24 protein-coding genes are annotated in these 25,853 nt (G+C 56.5%); 20 read left to right on the top strand and 4 right to left on the bottom strand.

The genetic code is table 11. From position 1 onward, the window contains the following. Positions 1 to 25 precede the first annotated feature (25 nt). Both ACIPR4_RS18825 and ACIPR4_RS23580 read right to left on the bottom strand, forming a co-directional pair. Entirely contained in the window at positions 26 to 1,147 is a 1,122-nt protein-coding gene (locus ACIPR4_RS18825; RefSeq protein WP_013570258.1) for a tyrosine-type recombinase/integrase, read from the bottom strand. An 11-nt stretch (positions 1,148 to 1,158) separates the two neighbouring features. Next, positions 1,159 to 1,386: a helix-turn-helix domain-containing protein gene (locus ACIPR4_RS23580; protein WP_013570257.1), complete on the bottom strand. Its 228-nt coding sequence runs from the start codon at positions 1,384 to 1,386 to the stop codon at positions 1,159 to 1,161. Between the two features lie 380 nt (positions 1,387 to 1,766). On the opposite strand from ACIPR4_RS23580, the gene ACIPR4_RS18815 reads away from it, so the two are divergent. The 20 genes from ACIPR4_RS18815 to mobF all read left to right on the top strand — a co-directional run bounded on the left by ACIPR4_RS18815 (position 1,767) and on the right by mobF (position 20,939). Continuing rightward, positions 1,767 to 2,717 carry a LysR family transcriptional regulator gene (locus ACIPR4_RS18815; protein WP_013570256.1) on the top strand — a complete coding sequence of 317 codons (951 nt, stop codon included), beginning with the start codon at positions 1,767 to 1,769 and terminating at the stop codon, positions 2,715 to 2,717. A 121-nt stretch (positions 2,718 to 2,838) separates the two neighbouring features. Continuing rightward, on the top strand, positions 2,839 to 3,183 hold the full coding sequence (locus ACIPR4_RS18810) for a hypothetical protein (RefSeq protein WP_013570255.1): 345 nt from the start codon (positions 2,839 to 2,841) through the stop codon (positions 3,181 to 3,183). Between the two features lie 13 nt (positions 3,184 to 3,196). Next, positions 3,197 to 3,460, top strand: a complete 264-nt coding sequence (locus ACIPR4_RS18805; RefSeq protein ID WP_013570254.1) for a VirB3 family type IV secretion system protein — start codon at positions 3,197 to 3,199, stop codon at positions 3,458 to 3,460. After that, positions 3,441 to 5,810 carry a VirB4 family type IV secretion system protein gene (locus ACIPR4_RS18800; protein WP_013570253.1) on the top strand — a complete coding sequence of 790 codons (2,370 nt, stop codon included), beginning with the start codon at positions 3,441 to 3,443 and terminating at the stop codon, positions 5,808 to 5,810. The genes ACIPR4_RS18805 and ACIPR4_RS18800 overlap by 20 nt, the downstream gene beginning before the upstream one ends. A gap of 29 nt (positions 5,811 to 5,839) precedes the next feature. Further along, a complete protein-coding gene (locus ACIPR4_RS18795) occupies positions 5,840 to 6,670 on the top strand; it encodes a TrbG/VirB9 family P-type conjugative transfer protein (RefSeq protein WP_013570252.1) in 831 nt (276 codons plus the stop codon). Positions 6,671 to 6,672: 2 nt separating this feature from the next. Next, positions 6,673 to 8,004, top strand: a complete 1,332-nt coding sequence (locus tag ACIPR4_RS18790; RefSeq protein ID WP_013570251.1) for a TrbI/VirB10 family protein — start codon at positions 6,673 to 6,675, stop codon at positions 8,002 to 8,004. Positions 8,005 to 8,030: 26 nt separating this feature from the next. Beyond that, positions 8,031 to 8,273, top strand: coding sequence for a hypothetical protein (locus ACIPR4_RS18785; protein WP_013570250.1), 243 nt, complete (start codon positions 8,031 to 8,033; stop codon positions 8,271 to 8,273). Positions 8,274 to 8,285: 12 nt separating this feature from the next. Beyond that, positions 8,286 to 8,516, top strand: a complete 231-nt coding sequence (locus tag ACIPR4_RS18780; protein WP_013570249.1) for a hypothetical protein — start codon at positions 8,286 to 8,288, stop codon at positions 8,514 to 8,516. Between the two features lie 23 nt (positions 8,517 to 8,539). After that, on the top strand, positions 8,540 to 9,325 hold the full coding sequence (locus ACIPR4_RS18775; protein WP_013570248.1) for a hypothetical protein: 786 nt from the start codon (positions 8,540 to 8,542) through the stop codon (positions 9,323 to 9,325). A 12-nt stretch (positions 9,326 to 9,337) separates the two neighbouring features. Beyond that, complete coding sequence (locus tag ACIPR4_RS18770; RefSeq protein ID WP_013570247.1) at positions 9,338 to 9,586, top strand: hypothetical protein; 249 nt, start codon at positions 9,338 to 9,340, stop codon at positions 9,584 to 9,586. Positions 9,587 to 9,603: 17 nt separating this feature from the next. Continuing rightward, positions 9,604 to 10,521: a type IV secretion system protein gene (locus ACIPR4_RS18765; protein WP_013570246.1), complete on the top strand. Its 918-nt coding sequence runs from the start codon at positions 9,604 to 9,606 to the stop codon at positions 10,519 to 10,521. Next, positions 10,522 to 10,707: a hypothetical protein gene (locus ACIPR4_RS18760; RefSeq protein ID WP_013570245.1), complete on the top strand. Its 186-nt coding sequence runs from the start codon at positions 10,522 to 10,524 to the stop codon at positions 10,705 to 10,707. Beyond that, positions 10,682 to 11,488: a VirB8/TrbF family protein gene (locus ACIPR4_RS18755; protein WP_013570244.1), complete on the top strand. Its 807-nt coding sequence runs from the start codon at positions 10,682 to 10,684 to the stop codon at positions 11,486 to 11,488. The genes ACIPR4_RS18760 and ACIPR4_RS18755 overlap by 26 nt, the downstream gene beginning before the upstream one ends. Continuing rightward, entirely contained in the window at positions 11,485 to 12,453 is a 969-nt protein-coding gene (locus ACIPR4_RS18750) for a TadA family conjugal transfer-associated ATPase (protein WP_013570243.1), read from the top strand. Before ACIPR4_RS18755 ends, ACIPR4_RS18750 begins: the two co-directional genes overlap by 4 nt. A gap of 440 nt (positions 12,454 to 12,893) precedes the next feature. Next, positions 12,894 to 13,358, top strand: a complete 465-nt coding sequence (locus tag ACIPR4_RS18745; protein ID WP_245536388.1) for a single-stranded DNA-binding protein — start codon at positions 12,894 to 12,896, stop codon at positions 13,356 to 13,358. A gap of 101 nt (positions 13,359 to 13,459) precedes the next feature. After that, positions 13,460 to 14,404 (top strand): DNA-primase RepB domain-containing protein, encoded by a 945-nt coding sequence (locus ACIPR4_RS18740; protein ID WP_013570241.1) that lies wholly within the window; start codon positions 13,460 to 13,462, stop codon positions 14,402 to 14,404. A 24-nt stretch (positions 14,405 to 14,428) separates the two neighbouring features. Beyond that, positions 14,429 to 14,755, top strand: a complete 327-nt coding sequence (locus ACIPR4_RS18735; protein WP_013570240.1) for a hypothetical protein — start codon at positions 14,429 to 14,431, stop codon at positions 14,753 to 14,755. Positions 14,756 to 14,949: 194 nt separating this feature from the next. Further along, on the top strand, positions 14,950 to 15,342 hold the full coding sequence (locus ACIPR4_RS18730) for a plasmid mobilization protein (RefSeq protein ID WP_013570239.1): 393 nt from the start codon (positions 14,950 to 14,952) through the stop codon (positions 15,340 to 15,342). After that, a complete protein-coding gene (locus ACIPR4_RS18725; RefSeq protein WP_013570238.1) occupies positions 15,339 to 17,375 on the top strand; it encodes a type IV secretion system DNA-binding domain-containing protein in 2,037 nt (678 codons plus the stop codon). Before ACIPR4_RS18730 ends, ACIPR4_RS18725 begins: the two co-directional genes overlap by 4 nt. Before the next feature lie 6 nt (positions 17,376 to 17,381). Beyond that, on the top strand, positions 17,382 to 20,939 hold the full coding sequence (mobF, locus tag ACIPR4_RS18720) for a MobF family relaxase (RefSeq protein ID WP_013570237.1): 3,558 nt from the start codon (positions 17,382 to 17,384) through the stop codon (positions 20,937 to 20,939). 137 nt (positions 20,940 to 21,076) lie between these two features. Here mobF and ACIPR4_RS18715 read toward each other — a convergent pair whose 3' ends face one another. Then, complete coding sequence (locus tag ACIPR4_RS18715; protein WP_013570236.1) at positions 21,077 to 24,529, bottom strand: ATP-binding protein; 3,453 nt, start codon at positions 24,527 to 24,529, stop codon at positions 21,077 to 21,079. Positions 24,530 to 24,531: 2 nt separating this feature from the next. Further along, on the bottom strand, positions 24,532 to 25,851 hold the full coding sequence (locus tag ACIPR4_RS18710) for a metallophosphoesterase family protein (RefSeq protein ID WP_013570235.1): 1,320 nt from the start codon (positions 25,849 to 25,851) through the stop codon (positions 24,532 to 24,534). Positions 25,852 to 25,853 lie beyond the last annotated feature (2 nt).

Raw genomic sequence — 25,853 nt, 5'->3', positions numbered from 1 at the left:
TAGTCGCGCGAACAATACGCGAACATCACGCGATGTTCGCTGTTTCGCGTGCTTCTTCTTGCACTGGTTCGTTCTTGTCCATCATGGTCCAGATCACCTTTGCTGTGTTTCCAGTCTTGGAGATGTGGGCACGTCCCAGCTTGGCGTAGCGCTCGGTCATCTTGATGTTGGCGTGCCCCATGAGCTTTGCCAACTCGTAGAGATCACCGCCGTTCATCATGTACCAGGATGCAAAGGTGTGACGCAGATCGTGGAACCAGAAATCATGGATATTGGCTCTTTCGAGCAAGTCCTCAAAACTTCCTTCCAGTCTCTGACGCTTGCTTGCTGGCCCACCTTTCGGAGGGAAGATCCGATCCTGTCCGATCACTGTCGGATATCGCCGGATCTCTTCGGCCAACTCCGATGTCATGGGAACAAAACGCTCCTTGCCCTTCTTCAGCTTTGCCCGCACCGCCAGCAACCGTTCGCCATACCTCACGTCGGTCCAACGGAGCCGGTGAATCTCGGCTGAGCGCATCCCGGTTGATACGGCGATCAACACAATGAGCCTCATCCTGCGATTCGTCTGATTAGGGTCTTTGGTTCCCTTTCGGAGGATACGTTCGTCCAGGGCGGTCTTCATCCGCTGGAGCTCTTCTTCCGAAAGGTAGCGCTCCCTTGTATCGTCTGGACGTCTCACCTCGATCAGACTGGCGGGGTTCCGGTCGATGCCGGTCTCCGGGGCCCAGATGGTCGAAGCCTTCTCCATCATGTGGTGCATGACGTTGAAATGGCGCACGGCAGTGTTATCCGCCAAACCGCGTTTTCCAGTAAGGTTTTCGTACCAGTGTTGAACGGCTATGCCGTCAACCTCCCGTACGAACTTGCGACCCAGTTCGGATCGAATCCCTTCCACGATGCTCTTCTCGCGATCTGCCGAAGCTTTCTTACTCCCGTAGTGCGTCCAGTAACGATCGATCAAGTCAGACATCTTGTAGTTGATCTCCTTCTTCACGTCGAGATGCCTGTTCTCATCCCGGTTGGTCAGCTTCTTGTGCTGCACCTTCTTCGCGACGTCGAAGCTACGAACTCTTACGCTTTTCTGTCGACCCCCTTCTCTCCAACGAACTTCAAATAGACCGTCTGCTTTCTTGTGAACTGACATAGTGCGTCTCCTTAGTAGTCAATGGTTTTGGTTGAGTGTTGTTCGATGAATCGATCAAGTACATTCACATCGAACCGCAACGCACCACCGAGCTTGACCTTGGAAAGGACCCCCATCCGGGACCACTTGTAGACGGTGTCTACCTTGACTCCCAGATATAAGGCTGTCTCTCCAACATTCAGGAGCCGCCGGACAATACCTCTATTTGACACCAACTCGTTCGATTCTTGATAGAGCATTCTGCCTCCAATCGTTGCTCGACACGGCAAACAGATTCCTTCACCCCCGCGTGGGCGATCGTCGAAGCTGCTGGGGCGACGATCAATGGATGGAACGAACCCGAATGTGCTTCCCATGCAGCTGCTCGCCTCAGCGATTAGCTTCGAGCGTGAAGTCTTCGGAAGCTTCAGTCCAATACTTCTTTTCGATTTCCCCCCAGTTTCTATCTATGTCTCGGCGTTCTGAAATGAGAAGACGGTTACCTTGAGGAGGCCGGTCGCCTGGGGGAGCCTAATTGACAATTTCGATTTGTTCCGAAGAATAGGTTTTAGCGCAGGTTTTTCCACAGCCGATGCTAGGGCCTGTGGGATCGACGAGAGCCAAGTGGAGTACCAGGCCGATGTCAGATTCCCTCACATTCCGTCTTCTTCGCTACATCAAGGCGTCCGCCGAGACCTTGAACTTCACACGCGCCGCAGAGCAAGTATTCGTTGCACAGTCTTCACTCAGCCATCAAATCGGAAAGCTCGAAGACAACATCGAGCTTGTGATGTTCGAGCGTTTGCAGAATGGTCTGAAGCTTACCCCAGCAGGCCGAATCGTCGCGACCTATGCAGAGCACACCCTGCGAGATTGGGAACAAACACTGACAATGGCCCTGGCCGTTCAGCGCAATGAAGTGCCCCCACTGCGCTTGGGCTTCTCGTCCTTCATCAATCCGAAATTGCTTGAGCGATTCCGAGAGAAGTATGAAGGGATGTTTCCCTGCTGTGCGATTCAACTGATGAGCGGCGACCCTCTACTGTGCCTGCAAAGGCTCGATGCCCGAACCCTCGACTGTGCAATTCTGCCGCTGCCCGTCGATGCGGCTCTCTACAGTGTTCAGCAGATCGCTCAGTCTCCCTTGGTGATTTGTATGCGCTCTGACGATGCCCTCGCTGATCGAGCGCAACTCGATATACATGAGGTAGCGGCGCGCATCACGATCTTCCGCGATCCAGAGCTACATCCTTCGGCACATTCGCGTCTGGTTGAGATGTTCACGGAAGCCGGTATCCCGATCCATTTGGCCTGTGCCGCCCGCACTTCCTCAGAGATTCAATGGATGGTGAAGGAACGGTATGGTCTTGCTCTGATCGATCAGCTAACGCCTCTGGATCCTGGCTTGATTACACGACCGCTCGCGGGCATCAATTGGACAGCGGATACCGCATTCGTTCATGCGAGCCACATGGATCATGTTGCGCTCCCATTCATCGAGCGATTCTTTCAGCAGACCTGGTCAGATTCGAGACGAAGCAAGCGTCCGACGAAGCCGCGGCAGCCAGAACAATTAGAGTTACTCGGTTGAGATCGAATTGAACGCCATAGACAAAATGTGTGGCGAAATAGGAAGGAACTGTTGGACGAGGCGATGAAGCGGCTTTAGGTTTCACTCATGGCGACGCGAATACGCCATCAGGAGAATGCCAATGTCACTTCGTTCATGCTTCCGACCACACCCTCTTCATCGAACGCTACTCCACGCGGCACGTGTGATGGGACCGACGCTTTTCGCGTTCGCCTTCGCAGGCGTTGCCCATGCCCAGGGAACGATGGACTTCTCTGGGGCAACCACGCTCATGACAACGTTCAAAACGTTTGCCATATATGCCGGTGCTGTCATCTGCTTTGGCGGTCTCATCTTTGCGGGAATCCGCATGATGAGTGGTCGTTTTCAAGATGCTATACCAGGCCTCTTCGGTGCGCTGTTCGGCGCTGGAGTGCTCGGCTGGGGAGCTGGCTGGATCGGCTCTCTGACCGGACAGTCGATGTAGGAGGTACATCGACATGACCAAGCGTGGAGAACCGTTACCGATCAATCAGGCCATGAATAGGCCCAGAGCCAAGCTAGGGCTCGACCTCTCGACATGGATGGCCATTGTGTTTGTGAACGTAACGGTTTTCCTCGTTGGGTTCCGACTGCTGGCAATGATTAGCTTCCCGACGATGGCTGTCGGTGCATGGCTCATCGTCCGCAGACACCCAAAGATGTTTCAACTGTGGGGCCTGAGCCTCATCCAGAAGAGCTACTATGACCCGCGCAAACATTGAACAGTCGAAGCATACGCCGTGGTTCGCAAAGGCTGGAGCGGCGTGCAGCATCGTTCCGATTGCACGCTTCGTCGGGCCGAGTATCTTCGCGTTGAAGGGCGGCGGCTACGGTTGCTTGTTCTCTCTGACCGGCATCGACGAAGAAGGCGTCACCGACCTGGAGCTTGACTCACGGATGCGCTCGATTGAAGGAGCTCTTCGTGGACTGCCGGAAGGTTCCTGCCTCTATCAATATGCCCGCGTGATGTCTGGCTTCGATCTTCCTCGTCAGGCAAAGTACGCGAATCCTGCCACTGAGGTATTCGTGACAGACCGCCTTACTCATCTCGAAAAGACAGCAGCATTTCGGCGGATCGACCTTCACTGGTGCCTCACGCTGGAGCCGTCGAAGGCGAAAGCCTTTGAGAGCAAACCGCAGGAGAACGCCCTGGATACTTCACGGATGCTCGCAGAGCTTGAAAAGACTGCGACCATTCTTCAGAGTCATCTCGGCAGCACGCTTGGCTTGCGGCTGCTCGGCAAAGCCGATACCTTCCAGTTCTTCAGTTACTTATTCAATCTTGAGGAATGGGCAGGTCAGGATCAGCTCCGCAGCGATACAGGCGTGGACCGCCAGATCGTCAAGAGCCCAATTGCCTGGCACAGCGACTACCTTCAGGTGGGCAAGCGCCATGTGCAGATGTTTTCGCTGAAGGCGACACCAGAGGCATCAAGGCCATGCCTCTTCTCCGGCCTGCTCACGCTCGACTGCGATAGTGTGCTGTGCTCCACATGGCGAGTGAAATCGACGACAGCAGCCCGGAGCGAGATCGATGCACAGGAGAAATTCATCTCGTTTTTCAAAGTCGGCGTACTGACACGAGTGATGAGCGGACGAGATACCGCTTCGCTCGAAACTGGGGCGGGTGCCAAGGCTGCCAACAACAGCGTCGATGACCTAAGCGATGTCATCCGCTCACTTGATAAGAAGGCGCAGGGCGAATACTCCCTGCGTTTGCTGCTCGCGGCGCGCAGCCAGGAGCAGTTGCGTAGCACGGTCCCGGCGGTCCATCGGATCTTCGTCGATGCTCGCGCTCAGGCAATGGAGGAGACGCTTGGCAACCTGTCGGCGTTCTATGCGATGTTCCCCGGCAACCACAAGTTCAACGTCTTTCCGCTATGGCTCGCGGAGGACCATCATGCGCGACTCTCTTCCGTATTCGCACCACACACAGGCCATCCGCACTCGGAAGATCTCGATAACGAGTACCTCAACATCTTCGAGACACGGACACGGACGCCTTTCTTCCAGGATGTGTATGTAGACGGGGTGCGGGTCATGCTCATCATCGGTCCTACAGGGTCAGGCAAATCGGTACACGCTAACGCCGCTATCGCGCTGGAGCAGAAATACGGCGGTTTTTCCTACATCTTCGACATTGGCGGCAGCTACGAAAGTGTCGTGGAACTGTACGGAGGGCGCGTAGACAGAGTGGGCAAAGACGGCCCGCGCGTCAATCCGTTCGCGCTGGAGCCCACTGAAAGCAACATCAAGTTCCTGTACTCATTTATCAAGCTGCTGCTTACCAACGGCGGCGCGGAGTTGGAGCCGGAAGACGATGATGTGATCCACAAGGCCGTGCAGGATATGTACCTGCTCGACCCGGAGAACCGCCGTCTCTCGAATCTTTTTCTACCGAAGAAGCTCGATCGCTATCTGTCGAAGTGGGTTGCCAAGGGCATTTATAACGCTGTCTTCGACAACGTCGAAGACAGCCTCTCGCTCTCCCGCCTGCAATGCTTCGACTTCCAGGGCGTCAACAACGAGCAGTACGCCGACCTCATTGAACCACTGATGGTCTGGCTTCTTCGCCGTATCAATGATGTGCTTTATAACCCAGCGAATCTCGGTGTTCCCAAGCACATCCTCATCGAAGAGATCTTCTCTTCGATGAAGAATAAGCAATTGCTCGACGGCGCGCTCGCTTCGATCAAGACGGTTCGCAAGAATCTCGGTGGCGTCACGATGATTGGTCAGTCCGCCGACGATCTTGGCGCGAACGCCGACAGCATCGTGAACTCCTGCACATCCTTCCTCTTCCTGAAAGATGCGACCTTCAATCGGAAGCGTTATGCCGAGCTGTTCAAGATGAACGAACAGCAGATCGCACTCTTTGAAAGCTTGCAGGACCGCGAGGCCCTGTACATGCGACGCGACGGCATCACGAAGGTCGTCACGTTGAACCTCGATAAGCGCAGCTACGCCATCTTCTCTACCAAGCCGAAGGACCGGGTGCGCCGGTCGAAGCTGATCGAAAAGTACGGCCTCACCGAGGGCATCGATCGCTTTGCCCAGGGCGAGACTGTGTGACAAACTCCCAACCCAGAAAGGCCAGTGCCATGAAACCAATCATCCCCATCGTCGTCTCCGCCGGACTTGCGCTGGCCTCTGCCGCTTGCCATGCTGCAGATACTCATCCTCTACAGCCGAATGCACCGCGCACCGTTACCGTGTCCGAGGCGGATACGCCTCCTGTGATCCGTGCCGGCCTATTGCAATCGACACTCATTGTCCTTCCCGCCGAGGAGAAGGTCGCCAATGTCTTTGCAGGGGATACCGTGGACTGGGTGTTCGATGGCGGCCACGTTGCGAGCCGGTTCATCAGTGTCAAGCCCAAGGTTGCCAATGGATCGACCGATATTCATATCGTCTCCGATCACGGCAATGAGTACACCTTGCAGCTCCATGAAATCTCCAGTGAGCCCGATGCCCACTTCGATTCCAAGGTCTTCCTTGCTCCCAGCGACAAGGCAGCAAAAGACCGACTGACACAGCTTCCGGTTTTCGTGCCCGCTGCCGAGTTGGACAAAGCCAAGCAGGAGGCCGCCTCTGCCAAAGCAGCTCAGGCAGCGGAGCTGAAGGCCGAAGAGACCAAAGCGGAGCAGTACCGGAGCCAGTATCCCGGAAACCTCCACTTCGACTACACATGGGACCAATCAAAAGGCAAATCTCTTGGCCTTCAACAGATATGGCGCGACGACAAGTTCACGTACCTGCGCGGGCAGTTTCAGGAGACCCCGGCCCTCTATGAGTTGAAGGACGGCAAAGGCTCGCTCATCAACTTCGATTTCAACGCTGGCCTTTATACGGTGCCGAAGCAGTTGGACAACGGCTATCTCGCCATTGGCAAACAGAAGGTAGAGTTCCACCGCGTGGGAGGAGCGAAATAGCCATGACCGCGCCCAATCAGAACCCTCCCGCAACCGTCCCGGAACAGCCCGAAGCGAAGTCGCCCCTCAAAAAGGGTATGCCTATGGTGATCGTTCTGGTTGTCATCATTGCCCTTATCGGCATAGCCAATGTGTCGAGCCTGTTGAGTGGGAGCAAGAAAGCTGCCCCTACAAGCGCGATGGCCATGCGTCCCGCGTCTCCAAATGCTCAACAGGTGAATAGCTTTTCGACGCAGCAACAGGTGCAGGCTCAACGGGACGCGGAAGAACGCCAGCATCAGCAGGAGTTAGCGGCCGCTTTGCAGCAGCTTCAGGTGGAACAGAGTGTCCCCGGCCCAGAGGCCGCCGGGACACAACCCATGACGGCAGCACAGCGCGATGCCATCTACGGCAACAGCCCGAACGCACCACAGCGGACTTCCAATGTTTCGCAAGCTCAGGCAGAAGCCAAGCAGAAAGCGCTTGCGAAGGAGAAACAAGCCCAGGACGCCATCAACAGCGATACAGTCGCTATCGACTTTGCCCATACTGGCGCAGCGCCCGGTGCCGCTGTGGCACCGCAGGCAGCAACGGCTGTCCTAGGGGAGCATGAAGAGGCACGTCCGCAGATAGCTACGGAAATGATCGCCGGAACATCTCCCAGTGGCGCAAGCGACCGGCCCGGCATTGTGCAGTCTGCTTCTGGTCAGCCGTCGAAAGCAAATTCCAAGACCGACGCCATTGCTGGATACGACTTCGATAACTATCAAGGTCATCTCTATCGCGTCTTCGAGGGCACGGTATTTGAAGGGGTTGTCACCAACCACATCGACGGTGGGTTGAGCGGTCCGATTCTGGTCATGCTCACCACCGATTACTATTCGCACGACCATCAGCAGCTCCTCATGCCCCAGGGCACACGTCTCATCGGCACAGTGCAGAGTGTCGGCAACGCGCAGCAACGGAAGATGTTCGTCACCTTCCATCGCGCTGTATGCCCTGATGGGTTCTCCCTCGACTTCGACAAGTACATCGGTCTTGATCCATTGGGCACCACCGGACTCGCCACCAAGGTAGACCACGGCTACTTGATGGCGTTTGGTGCGGCTGCTGCTGTGGGCGGTCTAGGTGGTTTAGCGCAGATCGGCAATAACGGCAGCGTCCTTACGGCTTCCTCTCAGATACGCAGTGGTATCTCCGAGCAGTCCGCGACGGAGGGCGAGCAGGTATTGAACCACTTCCTAAATCGCCTGCCCATCATCACGCTTAAGGAAGGCTCCCGAGCCCGCGTATACGTCGGGCGCGACATCCTCATCCCGTCCTACGCGGAGCATCGCGTAGACCCCACCATGTAAACCGTCCTGGCCAGAGAGGAAGCCGTATGAACGAAAGCAATCCGAGATACGACCATTTGCTCCGCAAGTCGCAGGATGCGCAGCGCGGAGGCCATGATGCCTGGGCCGTGCAATCCACCGGCGAAAAGGTCGCGGTTGCCCTCGTCCTCAATCGTGCCGATTGGCTCGTGGAGCAGGGCTACACCATTGCGGAAGCTATCGAGCGGACTGGTCCCGAGTGGGTTGCGATGGTTCCGCAGGTTGCCCGTCGGATTGCGGATGAAGAGTAGGAGGCTATGCAAATGAACACACTCACGATTACGAGACGCAACAAGCTCATCCTGTCAGTCGGTGCATCCATGCTGGCTCTCGCTCTTCTCACCTCGCCTGTCGGACGTAGCTCTGTCGCCAGCACACTCGATTGGTGTGTCCAGACCGTGGATGCTGTGACGGAGTTCCCATGCCGGATCGCGACGAACATCCGTCACTTTTCCCTGGACAGGTTGGACCCGACCTGCCCGCAATGCTTCTAGCCCTTCAACCCAAAGGAGTTCTCATGAAACTCATGATGACCAAACGCAACAAGTATCTTTTGACCGGCGGCCTGCTCCTGTTGACTGCGACACCGAGCTTCGCGCTTTTCGGAATCGGCGACATTGTTTTCGATCCGACCAGCTACGCCAGTCTTGTGTCCCAGCTCACGACCCTGGAGTCGCAGTACAAAATGCTCCAGAACAACATCACGCACTTCTCTCTCAAACAGCAATGGCAGACCACGTTAAATGCCATGAAGAACGCGAACGTCGGCAATCTGTTTGGCGAGACGAGTGGTATGAGCATCGCCCTCAATACGAACTCGCCCAGTGCATCGGCCACGGCGTGGACTGCCGGGACAATCAAGGTCAGTGGAAGCACAAGCACCTATCTCCAAGGACAGACGCCGGGGAGCGCTCAACTCTCACAGCTTGCCATGATCGAGGCATCGGATTCCATCTCTCCCGATTGCCTTACAGCAGTCGGCCAGTATAGAGGCGCGAGGACACAGAACGTTACCGCGAACAACACGCTCGCGTCGCAGCAGTTCGACAGCAGCGATGGCACCAACACTGAAGTCGAACAGCTCAATCTCCTGAATGCAGCAGAAGCACAGAAGATGTCCGAGATGCAGTCGCAGGGCGTCCTGCAAGCCTGCCTCGCTTCACAGATGACCGTCGCGAACATGCAGCAGCGGAATGCAGCAGCACAAGACCTCAACACCGCCGCCTTTGTTCAGCAGCAGCGCTCGACCAATAACGTGAGCGCAGCGAATGAAAGCAATACCTGGCAGACCTATATTCCCTGATTCGGAGACGCCATGCTGAAAGCGATCAACACCAAGATATTGCTTGCGATCCTTGCGGCGCTGACGGCCATCGGCAGCGCCGTGATTTACCAGAGCCATGAGGCCCATAAGGCTGCCGCCATCCTTCAACAGCAACAGCACGACGCAGAGGAGCAAAGAGGCCGCGATGAAGCGTTTCGCAAGCAGGTAGAGCAGGACAAGAAGCGGCGCAACTCTGCCGCTGGTAACGAAGGCAAGACCTGGAAGAGCTATATCCCCTGATCCCACCGGAGACCGCCATGAGCATCGTCATCCTCGCACAAGCACTGCCGTCCACATCGTCGGGCATGGACTGGCTCTACCAGTTCACCAACAACCTGACCAACCTCACCACGCAGAACGGCGGCGCATTGACCCAGCTCGGTTGGACGGAGCTTAGCTGCATTTCCCTCTTTACCCTTGTGAACATGGTCATCAATTGGAATACCACCACGATGACGTTCCGACTGCATCACCATCCCGTGCGTGCCGGGGATCTTACCCACTTCCTACTCAAGCTCATTGTGTGCAGCCTGCTGCTGAACTATTGGGTTAATCCCTTTCCCGGTGCCAGCTTTGGCATCAATCACTTCTTCAGCTACATCGCACAGGCGATGGTTGCGGCGTTCGATCAGCACTCGCTCGACCAGTTGCTCCAGCTTCTCAAGAACGCTGGCGATGGAACGTCCATGCCGTCTTTCACCGCGCCCGTTCAGATCCTCTGCTACGTCCTCGTCCAGATCATGCTTGGACTCGCCTCCGCGATCTTGTTCGTCATCAATTGCAGCGCCTTCATCCTTTACGGTGTGACCGCACTCTTCGGCCCTGTCTTCGTGCCATTGCTGATGACGCAGACCTTCAAAGCGAAGTTTTTCCAGTTCCTCGATGTGCTCATTAGCTTCGCTATGATCCGTGCAGTTGCAGCAGCCTTCATCTTTGTATGGGCCGGATTCATGAATGGCTTTCTTCAGCAGACCTTCAACGGCAACTATTCGATGGATATGTGGATCGCCAATTTGATCCCTTGCTTAATGGTCTTCGTCGCTTTCATCATCAATATGCTGTTCATTCCGAGCATGACCCAAGCCATCTTTGGCGGTGCAGCGGGAATGGCGGGAAGTATCGGAAATGCAGTCGGCAAGCTGGCTTCGACGGCAGCCGTTGCGGGAGGAGCATAAATGTTCTGGTATCTGATGGATGTTCTTGCACTGAAACGGTTAGGGCTGGCCAGACCTCTTCGCTATCTCTTCCTGATGTTTCTTGCGGTATGCCTTGCTGCGGGCATCATCTATGCCTACGTCGTCTTTCATGCCGTCTCGGAAAGGAGCCAGACCCCTCATGTCCACCCACACAGCACCCATTGAAAGCGCACTTACGCCGGAGCAAGCCGTGCTTGCCGACCACGTCGGAAACGAAGTCTACGCCTCCCACTATGCCGAGCGTAAAGCCTACCGCCTTGTGATCGGTTGCGGGACGGTTGTGCTACTGGGTTCCATGTGGCTTAACTTCTCGCTTGCACATCGTCCTACCGCGAATCGCTACGTCCGGATCGACGAGATGGGCCGCGCTCAGGCGATCCAATACAGCGATTTGAACTACAGTCCGCGCGAGGGTGAGGTACGGACGTACCTCACCGATTGGGCAAACTACCGCTACACCATTGGCCGGGACACCATCGCAAAGAAGTACCCGCTTAACTACTACTTTCTCTCGCAGACACTCGCATCGCAATTGATGACTGCTGACAACGGGAATCATCTTGTCTCGCAGGTAGTCGCTGGTCAGATCGAAACCAGCGACGTGCAGGTGAAGAACGTCACGATCACATCGATGTCCGAGGAGACAGTTCAGGACGCGCGTATTGCCCGTGGCACGGCGCTTATAGCCATCGACAGGTCATATTCCGCTCAGAACTCCCGTGAGCCACGAACAGAGCATTGGATGCTCAGTATTACCTACTATCTAAACCCGAGTCAGGTGAGCGACCAGGCCCGCATCTTCCCGCAGTTCGAGACGATCAATCCGCTTGGATTGACCATTACGGAGTTCCACGAAAACCGGCTCTCCGTCGATCCCATTGCTCCCGGAACCGCCGGACCATCGTCGGCGTTGCCAGTGACGCCAGCCGTAGGAGCAACGCGATGAGCTATCACCTGATTCTCCCGTTCTTTCCCGAGGAGTTGCGGGCGTTACTGCTTGACCCATCCATCTCCGATCTCATGGTTAATGGCACCACTGGAGTCTATGCGGACCGGAACGGCGTCATCGAGCATATACCCCTCGCGACGCCGTATTCCAACGATCGGCTGCAGGCTGCCATTGAGCGTGTTGCTCGCATCCTCGGACAAGACCTCACAACCCAGAACCCGATCCTGAATACACGCTTGCCTGACGGCTCGCGTGTGGCGGTAGTCGGCGCTCCATCTTCGATCAATGGACCGACGCTGACGATCCGCAAATTCAATCGCTGGTACACCTCCGATGAGCTGATCGCCGCTGGCAGCTTACCGGAGGTAGTTCGGGATAAAGTTATCGGCTTCATCAACGAGCGAAAGAACGGGATCATCAGCGGCGGAACCAGCTCAGGGAAGACGACCTTGATGAAGGCGTTGCTTGACCACGTTCCCCAGCAAGAGCGCCTCGTTGTCATCGAGCAACCGGCAGAGCTGAAGGTATCGCATCCGAATGCCGTCCGGTGGGAGGCTGTCGAGGCGATTCCCGGTCAGGTTGGCATCACTCCGAGTCAGCTCCTTGCCGCTGCTCTGCGCCATCGTCCCGACCGCATCATCATGGGTGAGATACGTGACGAGTGCGGCTATGACCTGCTGCAAGCCATGAATACAGGACATGGTGGCACGCTCTCCACCATCCATGCGAAGTCCGCATGGGATGCCTTGAACAGGCTCTCGGATTTAGCCCTGAGTGCGCGGGCTAACTTGAACCACGCTTTCATCCGTTCGGAGACAGCGGAGGCGATCGACTTCGTTCTGTACTGCGAGCGCGATGTCACGGGCCGTCGCCGAGTACGCGAACTGATTACCGTAACCGGATATACCCATGCGGACCAGAGCTTCCAGACGGAGGACATCTATCGTGCTTCCGCCGCCTGAGTCCCAGGCATACAGCTAGAGAATCGAACCCGAATCGAGGTCACTACGATGTACCGTCATGCTGCCAAACCGGCTGCACAGCCCAACTCGTCTCTGAAAGCGCCCAGCGTAACGGCTGAGAGCTGCCGCGAACGTAACGGCAGGTGTTCGATGCCGTCCTTCTACGGAGCAATTGCCGCTCGGAAGATAGCTGTGGTTGGACGGACTTTAAGCGCCGAGATCGAGAGTTTGACTTCGGTGCATCGGGGAGCCTTCCGCCTCGTATCCCGTCCTCTGCTCGGGGTCACGCTTCGGGGCCAAACCGGCGCCCTGCGGCTCGGCGTCGTTCTGCTTTGGCTTCGCCACCCTTTCAGGGTCTCGGTTCCTCCCAAAAGAAGTTTGAGAACCGCGGCAACAAACGCCGCACAAACTTCTTTCGGGCCCCGCCAAGAAAGCACTCCTTGGCACTTGGGAGCCGGGCCCACTCGCTTGGCTTCGCCTGTGTGACCCGAGCAGGATACGGGAACTTCAACGAAACGGAGATCACCACCATGTACTCAAACAAAGTCACCCTCATCGGATTCACCGGCGCAGATGCAGAAGTTCGCACCAACAACGACCGCAGCCTGACCACTCTGTCACTGGCAACCAAGAGCTCCTACAAGAAGGACGGCAAGTACATCGAGCACACCGAATGGCACCGTTGCGTGGTCTTCGGCAAGCTCGGAGAGTTCGCCGCCACGCTCAAGAAGGGCGCTCATATCCAGGTCGAGGGCGAGCTGCGCAGCCGCAAGTACGACAGCACGAAGACCAACACCGAAGTGACCATCTGGGAGATCCGGGTGAACTCGATTCTCAAGCTGGATCGGGCTCAGAAAGCGGCGGCGGAAGACGAGGATGAATCCACCGAAGGAGAGGTCGCATAGGCCCTTTCTTCTCTCCGGAGAGTCCGGCATCGAGCCGGACTTCTTCGGCTGCTAAAGGCCAATGACATCGCGCTCGCAGAGACACGAATGGAGGTGGTTGTATGAATGAAGTCGCCAAAGACTTTCTCACCCGTTGCTTCGCGCCGGGTGACACCATCGCTCTCTTGCTTCGCAACGAGAGCATCGCTAAGACACAGCAACGGATCGTTCCTTTGGAACGTGCTCTCGCGCCCCGTTACCGTGGCTGGCTCGCTCATGAAAACCACAACGGAGCGAATATCTACGTGGCTGCCAATCCACTACTCTCCGGCAGCCGGAAGCGCACCAAAGATTGCATCGCTTCGATTCGTCACTTGTACATCGACATCGACGTGAATGGAGAGGCCCGTCTCGCCGCGCTGCGAGCCTCGGAGCTTGTACCCGAGCCAAACGTGATCGTCTCTACGTCGGCGGGCAAATACCAGGTGTTGTGGCGCGTGGAGGACTTCGATTTCTACACGCAGGAGATGACATTGAAACATCTTGCGATGGCCTTCCATGGCGACATCGCCTGCACCGACTGCAACCGGGTTCTTCGTATCCCGGGATTCAAGAATTGCAAGTACGATCCCGCGCAGCTTGTCACCGTCGAATACCTCTCGGACGCTACCTATCAGCCGGATGACTTTCACCTGTATGTCCTGCGCGAAGCCTGCATGATCCCGACTGTCCCGCAGCAGCCGATACGTCGCGATATGCAGACCAACTCCGAGCATGATTGGGCCTGGGTCTCCGGCGAGCTTGCCCACGGCAAAGATGCCTTGACGCTCACCCTGGAGCTGGCTTCGCGACGCTTCGATAAGCCCAGTCCCACCTACTATGCGCAGCGGACCGTAGACATGGCTTCGGCTCGTCTCTGGTTACAAGAAGGCACAAGCATGGCCAACGTGATCGCGATGCTTGAAAGCCGCAGAAAGCCTGAGCTTCCGGCGACACTTTGCTCCGCTCGTGCGCGGGAGATTGCAGCCACGGCGCAGCGCATGATCGCCCGCCAAAAGATTGCCTGAATTCATCACCCAAAGGAGAACGCAATGCCACTACTCGAAGTCATCCAAACCCGCCAGGTCAGCGCCTCTATCCGGCTCACTGACTCAACCGCTACGCAGGTCGATCAGTACGCGGCCTTCATCCACGCATCGGCAGACGATGTGGTGGAGCAGGCGCTTGCGTATGTCTTCTCAAAGGATCGCGACTTCCAGGACTTCCTGAAGACGCCACAGGCGAAGCAGGCTTCTTCGACGCTTCGCATCCGAAGAGCGCCCGCTAATGATGCAGCGGAGCCGACCGTAAAGAAGCCGGTATCCGCAGCAACTTCACCTGTACAAACGCCAGCATTAGCAGCGGGATCGAAAGCATGATCCCGCCGCAACATCGGTGGCGGGGCCACTGCGGTGCTGCGCACCGGAAGAAGATGACACTCCATCCCTTCCAGGGTGTCGTAAAACGCGGTTGAGGTTGACGATAGTCAACCTCACTGCAAACAAACGACTTACGCAAAACAGGTTGGCTATCGTCAACCAACGGTCAACAATAGTCAATCGAGGAAACTTAGATGGAAGAGCAAACGCAGCCATCGTTTCTAGGACTTCAGGCACGGGTTCGTCGCTCGAAAGGCAGAACCGGGCGAACCATCAGCGCGACTGCACGGGTCACGCGCGACGAGCAGAACGAGATGGAAGCGGCTGCCAAGCACAGAGGTCAGAGCCTCAGCGAGTGGTGCCGTGAGGTGCTTCTGGCAGCGGCACGAGGCGAAACAATCACACCGCTCTTCACTGAGATCGTGGCGATCCGGCAGCTTCTCAATTCAACCCTTCGGAACGTGGCCTGCGGCGAGGTGATGACGCCGCAGGCGTTCCAGGCCGAGTTGCAGGGCATTCGTTTGAGCAAGCACAAGGCCGCAGCGGAAGTCATGCAACAGTACGCAGCGACAGAGGTGGCACAATGAATGGCAATCAAAAGTGGGGCCGCAAAGAGACCATCGTTTGGCCACCGCACGCGCCCATCTATACCTTCAGCGCCCTGGCAGTAGGTGCTTTCGCAACACTGCTTTTTGTGTGGCAGTTTCTCCGCTTCACGGAGACGCCGTTGCGCCGGACGTATACTCCGATCTACATTCAGTCGCTCGTCGGTGCGACATTCAAACAGCATGGCAAGTATCGGCTGGTGTATGTCGGCGGCGGTAAAGCCGCGCCCCGGCTCGCGCTACCAGCCGACTTCGTTCCCGGCGAAACCAGGATGCCCAACGGTGCTGTCTTTCCCGTCGAGCTGTCCGAAGCGGCACGGCATCAGGGTTACGCGTTGTTCTATAAAGGAACGGAGAAGGACTATAACGACGCCGCCCTGAGCCGGTGGCTTCGCAGCGTGTACTTCGACGGGCAAGGGTTGCTTGCTATCTATGCAACTTCGTTGGGAGAGGGCTTTCTTGTCCTGGTGATCGCTCTCGTGTTCGCGGGACGTGCAGACGTGAAACGCTTCCGCGAGTTGAAGTACGGACGCCACCTGAAGGGACCGGTGATGGTTTCGCCGACCCAGTTCAACAAGGCGCTGAAGGCCGATGGCTTGGCCATCGAGACCTCTGGGAAGCCGTGGTATCTCCGCAAGCCGATACAGCTTCGCATCCCCCGGAGTGCTGAGGCGAAGCACATCCAGATCATGGGTGACACCGGCACGGGCAAGTCAACACTCATAAAACAGCTCCTCCAGCAAGTCGCTGACCGGGGTGAAATCGCCATCGTATATGACCCGGCAGGCGAGTTCACGGAGAGCTTTTACAAGGAAAGCCGAAGGGATTTGATTCTGAATCCGCTGGACGCACGGTCACCTTACTGGACACCTTCCAGCGAGTTGCGCAACCCCGCTGAGGCTCGGACAATTGCGGCTTCCATGTACCAGCCGCGTGAGGATAAGCGGGGCGAGTTCTTTACGGATACGCCGCAGAAGATCTTTGCCCATCTCCTGAAGTACAAGCCTTCGCCCGAAGAGTTGGTTGCGTGGATGTCGGACGAGGACGAGATTGATCGGCGTTTGAAGGGCACCGAGCTTGCAAATTTCGCACCCAAGGATGCGCCGCAGCAGCGGAGCGGTGTGCTCGGTTCGCTTGGCCTTGTGGCCGACAGCTTGCGCCTTCTGCCCACCCGCGAAGAGGCTCAGGGCCGTGAGTGGTGTGCGACGGAATGGGCCGACAAACGTGATGGCTGGATCTTCCTTACGTCCACGGAGGCCGAGCAAGAAGCGCTTCGTCCGTTGCACTCACTGTGGATCGACTTGCTGGTGTTGCGTCTCCTAACCAAGCCGAAGCCGGGGCAGAAAAAGGTATGGCTGGTGATCGACGAGCTGGCCAGTCTCCAGCGTCTTCCGCAGTTCCATACCGCGCTGACCAAGGGCCGCAAGAGCGACAATCCCATCGTCTTCGGCTACCAGGGCAAGGCCCAACTCGAAACCATCTACGGCCATCTTGCCGAGGTAATGCTTTCGCAGCCGACAACGAAATTCATCCTCCGCACAGCCGAGCCGAACGCGGCGAAGTGGGCGGCGGAGATGATCGGGGAGGTGGAGATCGAACGTGTCCGGGAGACGGTTGCGGACGGCAAGCGCCAAGGCAAGAGCTTCACTCTTGACCGGCAGATCGAGCCTCTGGTGATGAAGTCCGAGGTGGAAGGTCTACCCGACCTGCACACCTTTGTGAAGATCAACAACTACGTCTCGCGCTTTTCATTCCCGCCCATGAGCCTCCCTAAGATCGCAGAGGCTTTGGTTCCGCGCATGATTCCTCCACACAAAATGTGGTTCAACCCGCTCGCGCCGGTGCTCCCCACAGCCGTGGCCGGTGAACCGGCCATGCCATCGACTGAGGAGACCGCACCCAGCAAGGGCGCTCCGATCAAAGAAGCCGAGGCAATGATCCCAAAACTGGAGCTTCCCAAGGCCGTGGTTCCGGCGGCGCAGACCCAAAACTCATCCATCTCGCATAACCTGTAGGCCGCCATGCTCACCATCTCGAAAGCCATCAGCTCTGTTCAGGCTCAGACGTATCACAAACTCGAATACACCAGCGATGCGCAGAGCTACTACAAACAGGAGGACACGGTTAGAGGGGAGTGGCAGGGAAAACTTGCCGCCTCTATTGGCCTCTCCGGTGAAGTTTCTCCACTGGAGTTCTCCCGTCTGACTGAGGGTATACACCCGCAGACTGAGGCGCAGATGGTGCGGCACCGGGAGGGACAGGAGTACACAAGCGCAGATGGCTCGGTCACCAAACCTGTCGAGCACCGAGCCGGATGGGACGCGACCTTCTCCGCTCCGAAGTCGGTATCGTTGACCGCGCTGGTCGGCGGCGACGAGCGTGTGACAGAGGCACACCGAGCCGCCGTCACGACCGCCCTGGATGAGTTGGAGAAGTATACGCACGCGCGAATCGGCGGCAACAATCCCGCCGAAATGACCGGGAAGTTCGTCGCTGCAAAGTTCGAGCATGATACCGCGCGGCCCGTGAACGGGTACGCCGCGCCTCAGCTCCATACCCACGCCATCATCTTTAATGTCACGGAACGGGAAGATGGTTCGACCCGTGCCATCCAGGAACGGACATTCTTCGAGTCGCAGAACTATGCGACCGCCGTGTACCAATCGGTGCTAACGCACCGGCTCCGCAAGCTGGGTTACGAGATCGAGCCTGGGCAGAGCGGCGCACCGGAGATCAAGGGCTACTCGCAGGCGTACCTTGATGCGTCGAGCCCCCGATCTCAGCAGATCAAAGAACAGATGGAACGTGCCGGTTTCCAGGGGCCAGAGGCGGCGCAAATCGCCGCCCACGCCACCCGCGACCGGAAGCAGACACTCACGCCATCCGGGGTGTTGGCGGCACATAAGGAGATGGCGGCTGAGTACGGCAACCAGCCGGAACGAGTTATCGGCGCCGCACGCGAGCGCGTCTTAACCCAGGCTCAGGGAACCGGTGTGCAGCCGGACTCGCGTGGGGCGGTCGCCTTCGCCAAAGAGAAGGTTTTCGAGCGTGAGGCCGTGGCCGATGAGCGGGTCATTATGCGCGAGGCGCTGCGTCGTGGGATGGGTGAGGTCAGCTTTTCCGAAGTCCAAAGCGAGTTCCAGCGGCGAAGGGAGGAAGGCGAGTTCCGTTCCGTCCAAGGGCAAAAGTATAGTTCCGGCCGCAGCTTCACCACCCCGGAGACGATTGCGGACGAGCGAGCCAACGTGCGGCACGTCCTTGACGGCCTGGGCGCAGCGGCTCCCATGCTGTCTACCGCCGCCGCAGATCAACAGGCCAAATCCCGCGATTTTCTGAACGAGGCGCAGCAGACGGCCATCCGCGAGGTACTTACCAGCACCGACCGCGTACACGGTTTTCAGGGGCTAGCCGGAACCGGGAAGACGAGTACGCTTGCTGCCATCCGTGAGGGTGCGGAGCAGGGTGGCTACAAGGTCGAGGGCTTCGCCCCGACCTCGAAAGCGACAGGCCAGCTTCGCGAGTCCGGGATCGAGGCAAACACGCTTCAGAGCTTCCTCGCCCAGCAGAAAAACGCCGACTCTGCCAGCAAACATCTCTATATGCTCGACGAATCGAGCCTTGCCAGCACCAGGCAGATGCGGGCCTTTCTTGAAAAGATACACCAAGAGGATCGTGTTCTCGTCATCGGGGACACGCGCCAGCATCAGGGCGTCGATGCTGGCCGGCCCTTCCAGCAGATGCAGGAGGCGGGAATGCAGACCTCCAAACTGGATACAATCATGCGGCAGAAAGACCCTGAATTACTCCGGGCCGTACAGTATCTCGCCACGAATGAAACCGAGAAAGGGATCGCTCTGCTCTCCCAGCAAGGTCGTGTCACCGAGCTTGCCCGAGCATCGGAGCGCATCGTCGCTATCGCGCGAGACTACGCCGCCAGGCCCGAGAACACTCTTATCGTTTCCCCGGACAATCGCAGCCGCCAGCAGATCAATGAGGCCGTGCGAGGCGAGCTGCTGAAGGACGGTACGTTGGCTCAGGACGGTCGGCAGTTCCTTACGCTGTCACATCGTTCCGATATGACCGGTCCCGACCGCACCTGGGCGGCGATGTACCGCCCCGGAGATGTCGTCCAGTACGAACGCGGCAGCAAGGCTGAGGGGATCGGGCGCGGCAGCTTCGGCGTAGTGCAGTCGAGCGATGCGGCTTCGAATCGTTTGACCGTGGAGTTCTCCAATGGCTCCAGCGTTGAGTACGACCCCAAGCGGGTCTATGGCGTGAACGTCTACCGCGAGACCAGCCGCGAATTCGCCACCGGTGACAGGCTCCAATTCTCGGCTATTCATAAGGATTTGGGGATATCGAACCGTGACATGGGAACCATTACGAAGATGGAGCCCGACCGCCTCACCGTCCTCATGGACGGAAAAGAGCAGCGTTCCGTCAGCTTTAACCCTGCGGATTTCCGCCAGTTCGATCACGGATACGCCGTCACGTCTCACAGCTCTCAGGGACTCACAACTGACCGTGTGATCGCGAATATCGATACCGATTCCAGCCGCAGCCTTATCAATAACAGGCTTGCCTATGTCGCCATCTCCCGCGCCTCTGAAGATGCGAGGATCTACACGAACGACGCCGCAACGCTAGGCCAGCGTCTCTCTACAGATGTGACCAAAACGGCTGCTCTGGACTTCACAGCCAGGCCAGAACATTCCGCAGCGCAAGAGGTTTCGAAGGCGCGGACGGTTGTGGTGCATGAGTACAACAACCCGGATTCGCGGCTTGCCTCCGTCACCAGGGAGTACGTCATTCGCCCTGAACGCTCCATCATCTTTGCGCCCGATCGCGCAGAACGCGAGAAGCTGACGCAGATCATCCGCGCCGACCTCTACGCGAACGGGAAACTCGGCCACGACGCCCAGGCAATGTCAGTGCTCATTGAGAAAGAGACGGGAAGCAAGATGCGCGTCGAGAGCTACCAGCCTGGCGACAAGATCCAGTACAAGACCGGCAGCCCCGGCCTTGACGGCATTCCTCACGACAGCCACGCTACTGTCGTTTCCACGACCCCGCGCAGTAATCTCCTCTCCGTTCGTTTCGACGCGACCCGCGAAGAAGTCTCCTACAATCCGGCACAGTTCCGCACTCAGACGCGCGAGAGCCGTGTTTACCAGGAAGAGACCCGCGAAGTCGCTCAGGGTGAGCGCGTCCGCTTCACCACCTACGACAAGGAGATTGGCGTGCGCTCCGGTGACCTCGGGACTGTCACCCGCATCGGCCAGGATCACTCCATGACCGTGAAGATGGATTCCGGCAGGACTGCCGAAGTCTCCCCCGAGAAGGCCCTGCACATCGACTACGGTTACGCCGTCGATAGCCTGAAGAACGTTCGCGCAGAACGTGTGATCGCGACTGGCGATAGACTCACGCATCAAAGCTTCCAGGGAACATCCTCGAAAGCAGGCCTCTCTTTGTACACCAACGCACCGCAGCAGGACTCCTCCCCCACAAAGGAGATCGCAAGCCCCGAACTCGCGCAGCCTGCCAAGCAGCAGCATGATTTCGGCATTGGCTTCTAAGTATTGCTTTCCGAAGATTGGAGCTAGCACCGGTGCGAATGTAATGGTAGCGTCTCTGGATCGACCTCCACTTTGGACCATTGGCCCTAAGCGATACAAGCCCGCAGGTCAGGATTTGACTGACAAATGCAACCGGATTAGATCTGGCAATGGTGCATGTCGGCAGCGCCAAAAACGTCTTTGGCGATTTCAAGCAGATGGTCATGATGCGTGAAGAAAAGAACTTGAGTGACTTTCGATAAATCACCCAATACTTCGAGACCGGCGCGGGCTCGATCGTCGTCATAGTTGATGAACAGATCATCGGCGAGAAACGGCAGCGTTACACCGCTTCGCACGGATTGCTCGATAACGGCAATCCGAAGCGACAGGTAAAGCTGATCCTTCGTACCGTCGCTCATAGCATCAAGTGGGACGGTTGACGCACCGTCCGCGAGGACACCTAACAGTCTTGGAGTCGAGCCATCAGAATCCACTTCAAGCTTGTCGTAACGGCTTAATGTCAGGTGCTTGAATATATCGCTTGCTCTCGACAACAAAGGACTCTTGTCTGCTTCACGTTGTTTCTCAAGCAACCACTCCAGCAGAATTACTTGCGTCTTCTTGAAGACAAACTCCTCTGATTCGAGAGCTAGATTTGCGCGTGCGATTTCGACGTCAGCCGCCGCCTTTACCGCTTCGTCGCCCTTATCGATCGCTCGAAAGGATTCTTTGGCAATCCCTAGGTCTGTGGCAGCTTCCGTTAGTTGTGTGTCGAGATCAGCAATCTGCTGCGCGATCCCATCTTCGACTGCGGCGTCTTTGTCCGACGCTGCCCCCTCAGCTTCGGCGAGAAGTGTTTCAAGAGGGAGCCCATCTCCATTCAGGACAATTCGCGCTGCCAGTTCTTCTTTCTCAGCTTGGAGCCCTCGGATGGAAGTCGACTCTTCAACAAGGTTTTTTAGACTCTCTATGTCCTGTTCAAGCAAGAGCTTTTTAATTGGTAGCAGACTCGCGACGGCCGCCTCTTTGTGCCCAGCCTCAACTTCAATTTCATCCTTAAGCTGAGCGATCTGCTCGCTAAAATGCTCGGCCCTAGTCTCAACGATTTTGGCGGCAGTCAAACGGCGATCGAATATAAGCAGGCAATCCATGGGATCGCTGTTCGTAACGGCAAGCCGAGCGCCAAGTTCGGAAACTTTTAGAGTGAATTGGGTGCAATCCGCGTCCATTGACTCGATCCGATGTTCGAGATCTAAAGCGGCATCCAACTCGCTTCGCAATTCCTCATACAAGTCTAACGTCGCTTCGTCGATATCGTCGGGTAAGGCCGCAGCAGAAGTTGACGCGGTAAACGCCGCGAGACTTTCATTGAAGGCCTTGTCCGCCAGGTCGGCCTTTTGTACCGCAAGTTTCGTCGCAACGGCTAAATCCAGTTTCTCCTTCTCACGCTGCTCGAACCGGCGGGATTGTCCTTCCAACTCCTCCAAGCGAGCTTCTGCAATCTCTAATGCCTCCGCAAACATTTGTATTTCAAGTGGGATCATCTCCTGTGAGACTTTCCGCAATGAAGTCAGCGCGTTTGCCCTTTCCTCTTTGAGACGTGTGACATCTTCCGAATCGGTTAGCAAGGTCGCGTGCTGGTCAACTGCCGCCTGTCGTTTTGTGATCCAGTCTCGTAGGTTCAGTGGGTCCAACGAAGGCAAGGTTCTCATGCTGAGTTCCTTTTCCCACGCGACAAGCAACTCAGCAACAAGCCTCTCAGCCTCTTCAAAGCGCTCGTCAGTCTGCTTGATCTTCAGATCCAGTAGAGCAATTTCTGCGTCCAGCACTTCAAGAGCAGCAGAAGACTTTGCTGACAAGAAGCGGTCGTCGGAAAGCCCATCCGCCGACAAGATCGAGTCTTCGTACTGCGAGACGGAAGATTTGGGGTCTGCGAGAAGTTCTTGAGCAAAGAGATGATTGCGAAGTGGTTGCCAGGAGTCAGTCCGCATCTTCCGGGCTACACGTACTTCCTCGGCAGTTATTGCGCGCCCCGAAGCGACAAGTGACGCACGGGATATGCGTTTTTGCTCCCGATCATCTGCTAATTTACGGGCGGCCGACTTCTCCTCAGCAACATTGCGCTGTGCGTCTTCGAGTTGCAGTCGCCGCGATTCCAGCACCCCGTCAGCTATGACATCGACGATCAATAGATCCTCAATCCCACCGCTCCAGGGAGCTAGTTTCGTGATCAGGGCTGCAAGACGTTTCTCGGCATCTTTCTTGGAGACCTCGGCAGCGCGAAGTTCTTGATCAATCTTTCCTTGTTTTCTGGCAATGCCCACAGCCGATCTCAAAGACGGCAATGACACCGGCTCATCTGTTTCGGCACCCTGGCTCAGAATGGATTCAGCTTCTTCCTTCAGTTCCACTACACGATCGTTTGCGGAGCGTTTAGCTTCCCTCAGCCTATCGAGCTTTCTGGCTTTGTCGCGGATGGCCGACACAGTTTGACGCGACGGTAGATGCTTCCTGAGTTCGCCGATTTTGGCATCTGAAACCAGATTCACATCGGCCAAGATGTTGGATATGTGTAATTGCTTCGTCGCGAGATTCGCACGCCTCCGCGGCAGATCGTCAGACGCCTGCTTCACTGCTCCCCTCTTCTCCAGCAATTCCGAAATGTCGTTGGACAGTTCGACGATCTCGGCATCTCTCGACAGAGCGTTAAATTGCGCGTCCAGATCATGCAGACGTGCTTGCGCAGCGTCCCAGGCTCTGTGTGCGGTCGCAAGGGCTTCCATGGCTGCATAAAACTCTCGTTCATCAGAAAGAGAGAGAACTTTCGTCGTGCTATTGAAGAGGTACGTCTTTAGCTCTTCGAAGCGCCGAACATTGGAAGCCAATCGCCAGCGCCGTTGGTGCTTCTTTTCCTCGATGCGTAAATGGGCTCGTTTTGTCGTCAACTCATCCCGACGTAGTTCTAGAAGCTCTTTCTTTTCTAGCGCATCCTGCCAGTCTTTCGGGCGGATGCTGTTTTCCTTCACCGACTGGATCGCGCTCACTAGTTCCCGATGGGCGATGTTCCATCTGCGCGCTGTCGCACCTTTCTTCCAGATTTGTTCAGCCTCCGAACACAGGGCGTCGACTGTCTCAGCTATGCCCACGAGCCCAGAGCCAGCCGCGAAAATTGCTTGGCCGACATCATCACGTGATTCGGCAATTGAACGCCCCCCATCACGCAACTGTTGGTGGCTTAGACTCCATCCGAGGCGGAAAGAGTCGCGTGTGCTTCCTTGTAGCATCCGAATGATGCGGTCTTCGCTGACGAATTGGCTAGAGGAGTCAAGCAAAGTCCCAACTTTACCCCGCTTGCGTTGGCAGTCTAGCGTTTCTCCGTTATGACTCAGAGAGGCCCCGACCCGCAATAAATTTGCGTCGAATTTGTAATCTTGTGATTTCGCATGCGAAAACCCGAAAAGTAAATCCGATACGCCAGCCATTGCTGTAGACTTTCCGGCTTCGTTTCGACCCGCGATGAAATGAAAGTCTCTGGTTGCCTGAGGAAATGTCATCTCGCAACCATCAAAACTTCCGTACTTGGACAGCTTTAGTTTATTGAAACGCATCGCTAATCCTCCGCCGAAACAAGCCGCGCTTGAAGGGTTTTAGAAGCTAAGGAAATTAATTCATTCCAACTGCCGGCACGCGCCAAGAGCACTACCGTTTCCTCAGTTTCACTCGGTGGCTTTGGATAGGCTAAGAGGAACGGCGTGAGCTCATTTTGAAGTTTCTTGGACAAGAGATCGTCTGATGCTGCCGAAGCGAGGAGTTCATCCAGTCCTCCAACTTGAGGATTGGGCGCTGACTCTTTTGGCGCTTCCACCTGGATCTTCAGTTTTTCCAGCCAAAGGTCGGTCGAAAGCTCCACGGCGATTGCCCGTGCATCATCTCTAATCTGGCCAGAACTCTCCATAATTCGCGCATGCAATGGTGTTGAACCCTTGAGAACGAGCTGGATCACAACGGGTGGGTTCGTCCCTAACATCTCTAAGTGCGAACGAATTTCTCTGCGGATGAGGCCTTGTAGGTCTTCAAGCTGATCGATTTCGGTGCAATCGACGGCGACAATAGCCCACCTAAACACATCTAGCGGGATATGTTCTGCACGCTTCACGGCACCGTCTTCGACTTCCACCAAGACGGCTCCCTTTGGTCCTTGCTCACGGATATGTCGGCCTTGCAGAACGCCACTGAATACAACATATGGGGAAGTATTCAAAATCGCGTGCTCATGGACATGCCCTAGAGCCCAGTAGTCGTAACCTTTCGCTTCCAATGCTGCTAGGTTGCACGGCGCATAGGGCTCGTGTTCCGCATATCCGTTGAGTGATGTGTGGAGAATCCCGATGTTGAAGAAACCCGAGACCGGCTCTGGGTAGCTGGGAGTGATGTCATCGACCTCTCTTCGAGAGCCAAAGCTTCGCCCATGCAAAGCGACTCGAAGCGCTTCTAGTTGCTTTGTTTCAGCAACTCGATCACTAAATACATGGACGTTTTCGGGCAGGGGCAGCGAGCGTGTCAACACCGAAACAGCGTCATGATTGCCGCGTATTAGAAAAACTGGGATCCCGGCCGAACCGAGTCTGCCCATAGCCTTCGCGAAATACAGGCCCGTTCCCATGTCCTTCCAGTCGCTATCGTAAAGATCGCCTGCAATGACGACGAAATCGACCTTTTCGGAGCAAGCGAACCGAATAAGTCTGTCGAAAGCGCTCCTGCTTGCTTCGCGAATCTCTTCTATAGGAAGTCCCTCATAGCGCGATAAACCTCGTAGAGGGCTATCTAGATGTATATCCGCCGCATGGATGAACCGAAAAGTAGGCATCGGAGAAGTGTAATCGGAGTCCAGGGTTGCACCGCGGTAGAGTTGAGATTTCGAAGTAGGCACGC

This window comes from Terriglobus saanensis SP1PR4 (genome assembly GCF_000179915.2).
GTDB classification, from domain to species: domain Bacteria; phylum Acidobacteriota; class Terriglobia; order Terriglobales; family Acidobacteriaceae; genus Terriglobus; species Terriglobus saanensis.
This window is presented reverse-complemented; position numbering and strand designations above follow the sequence as displayed.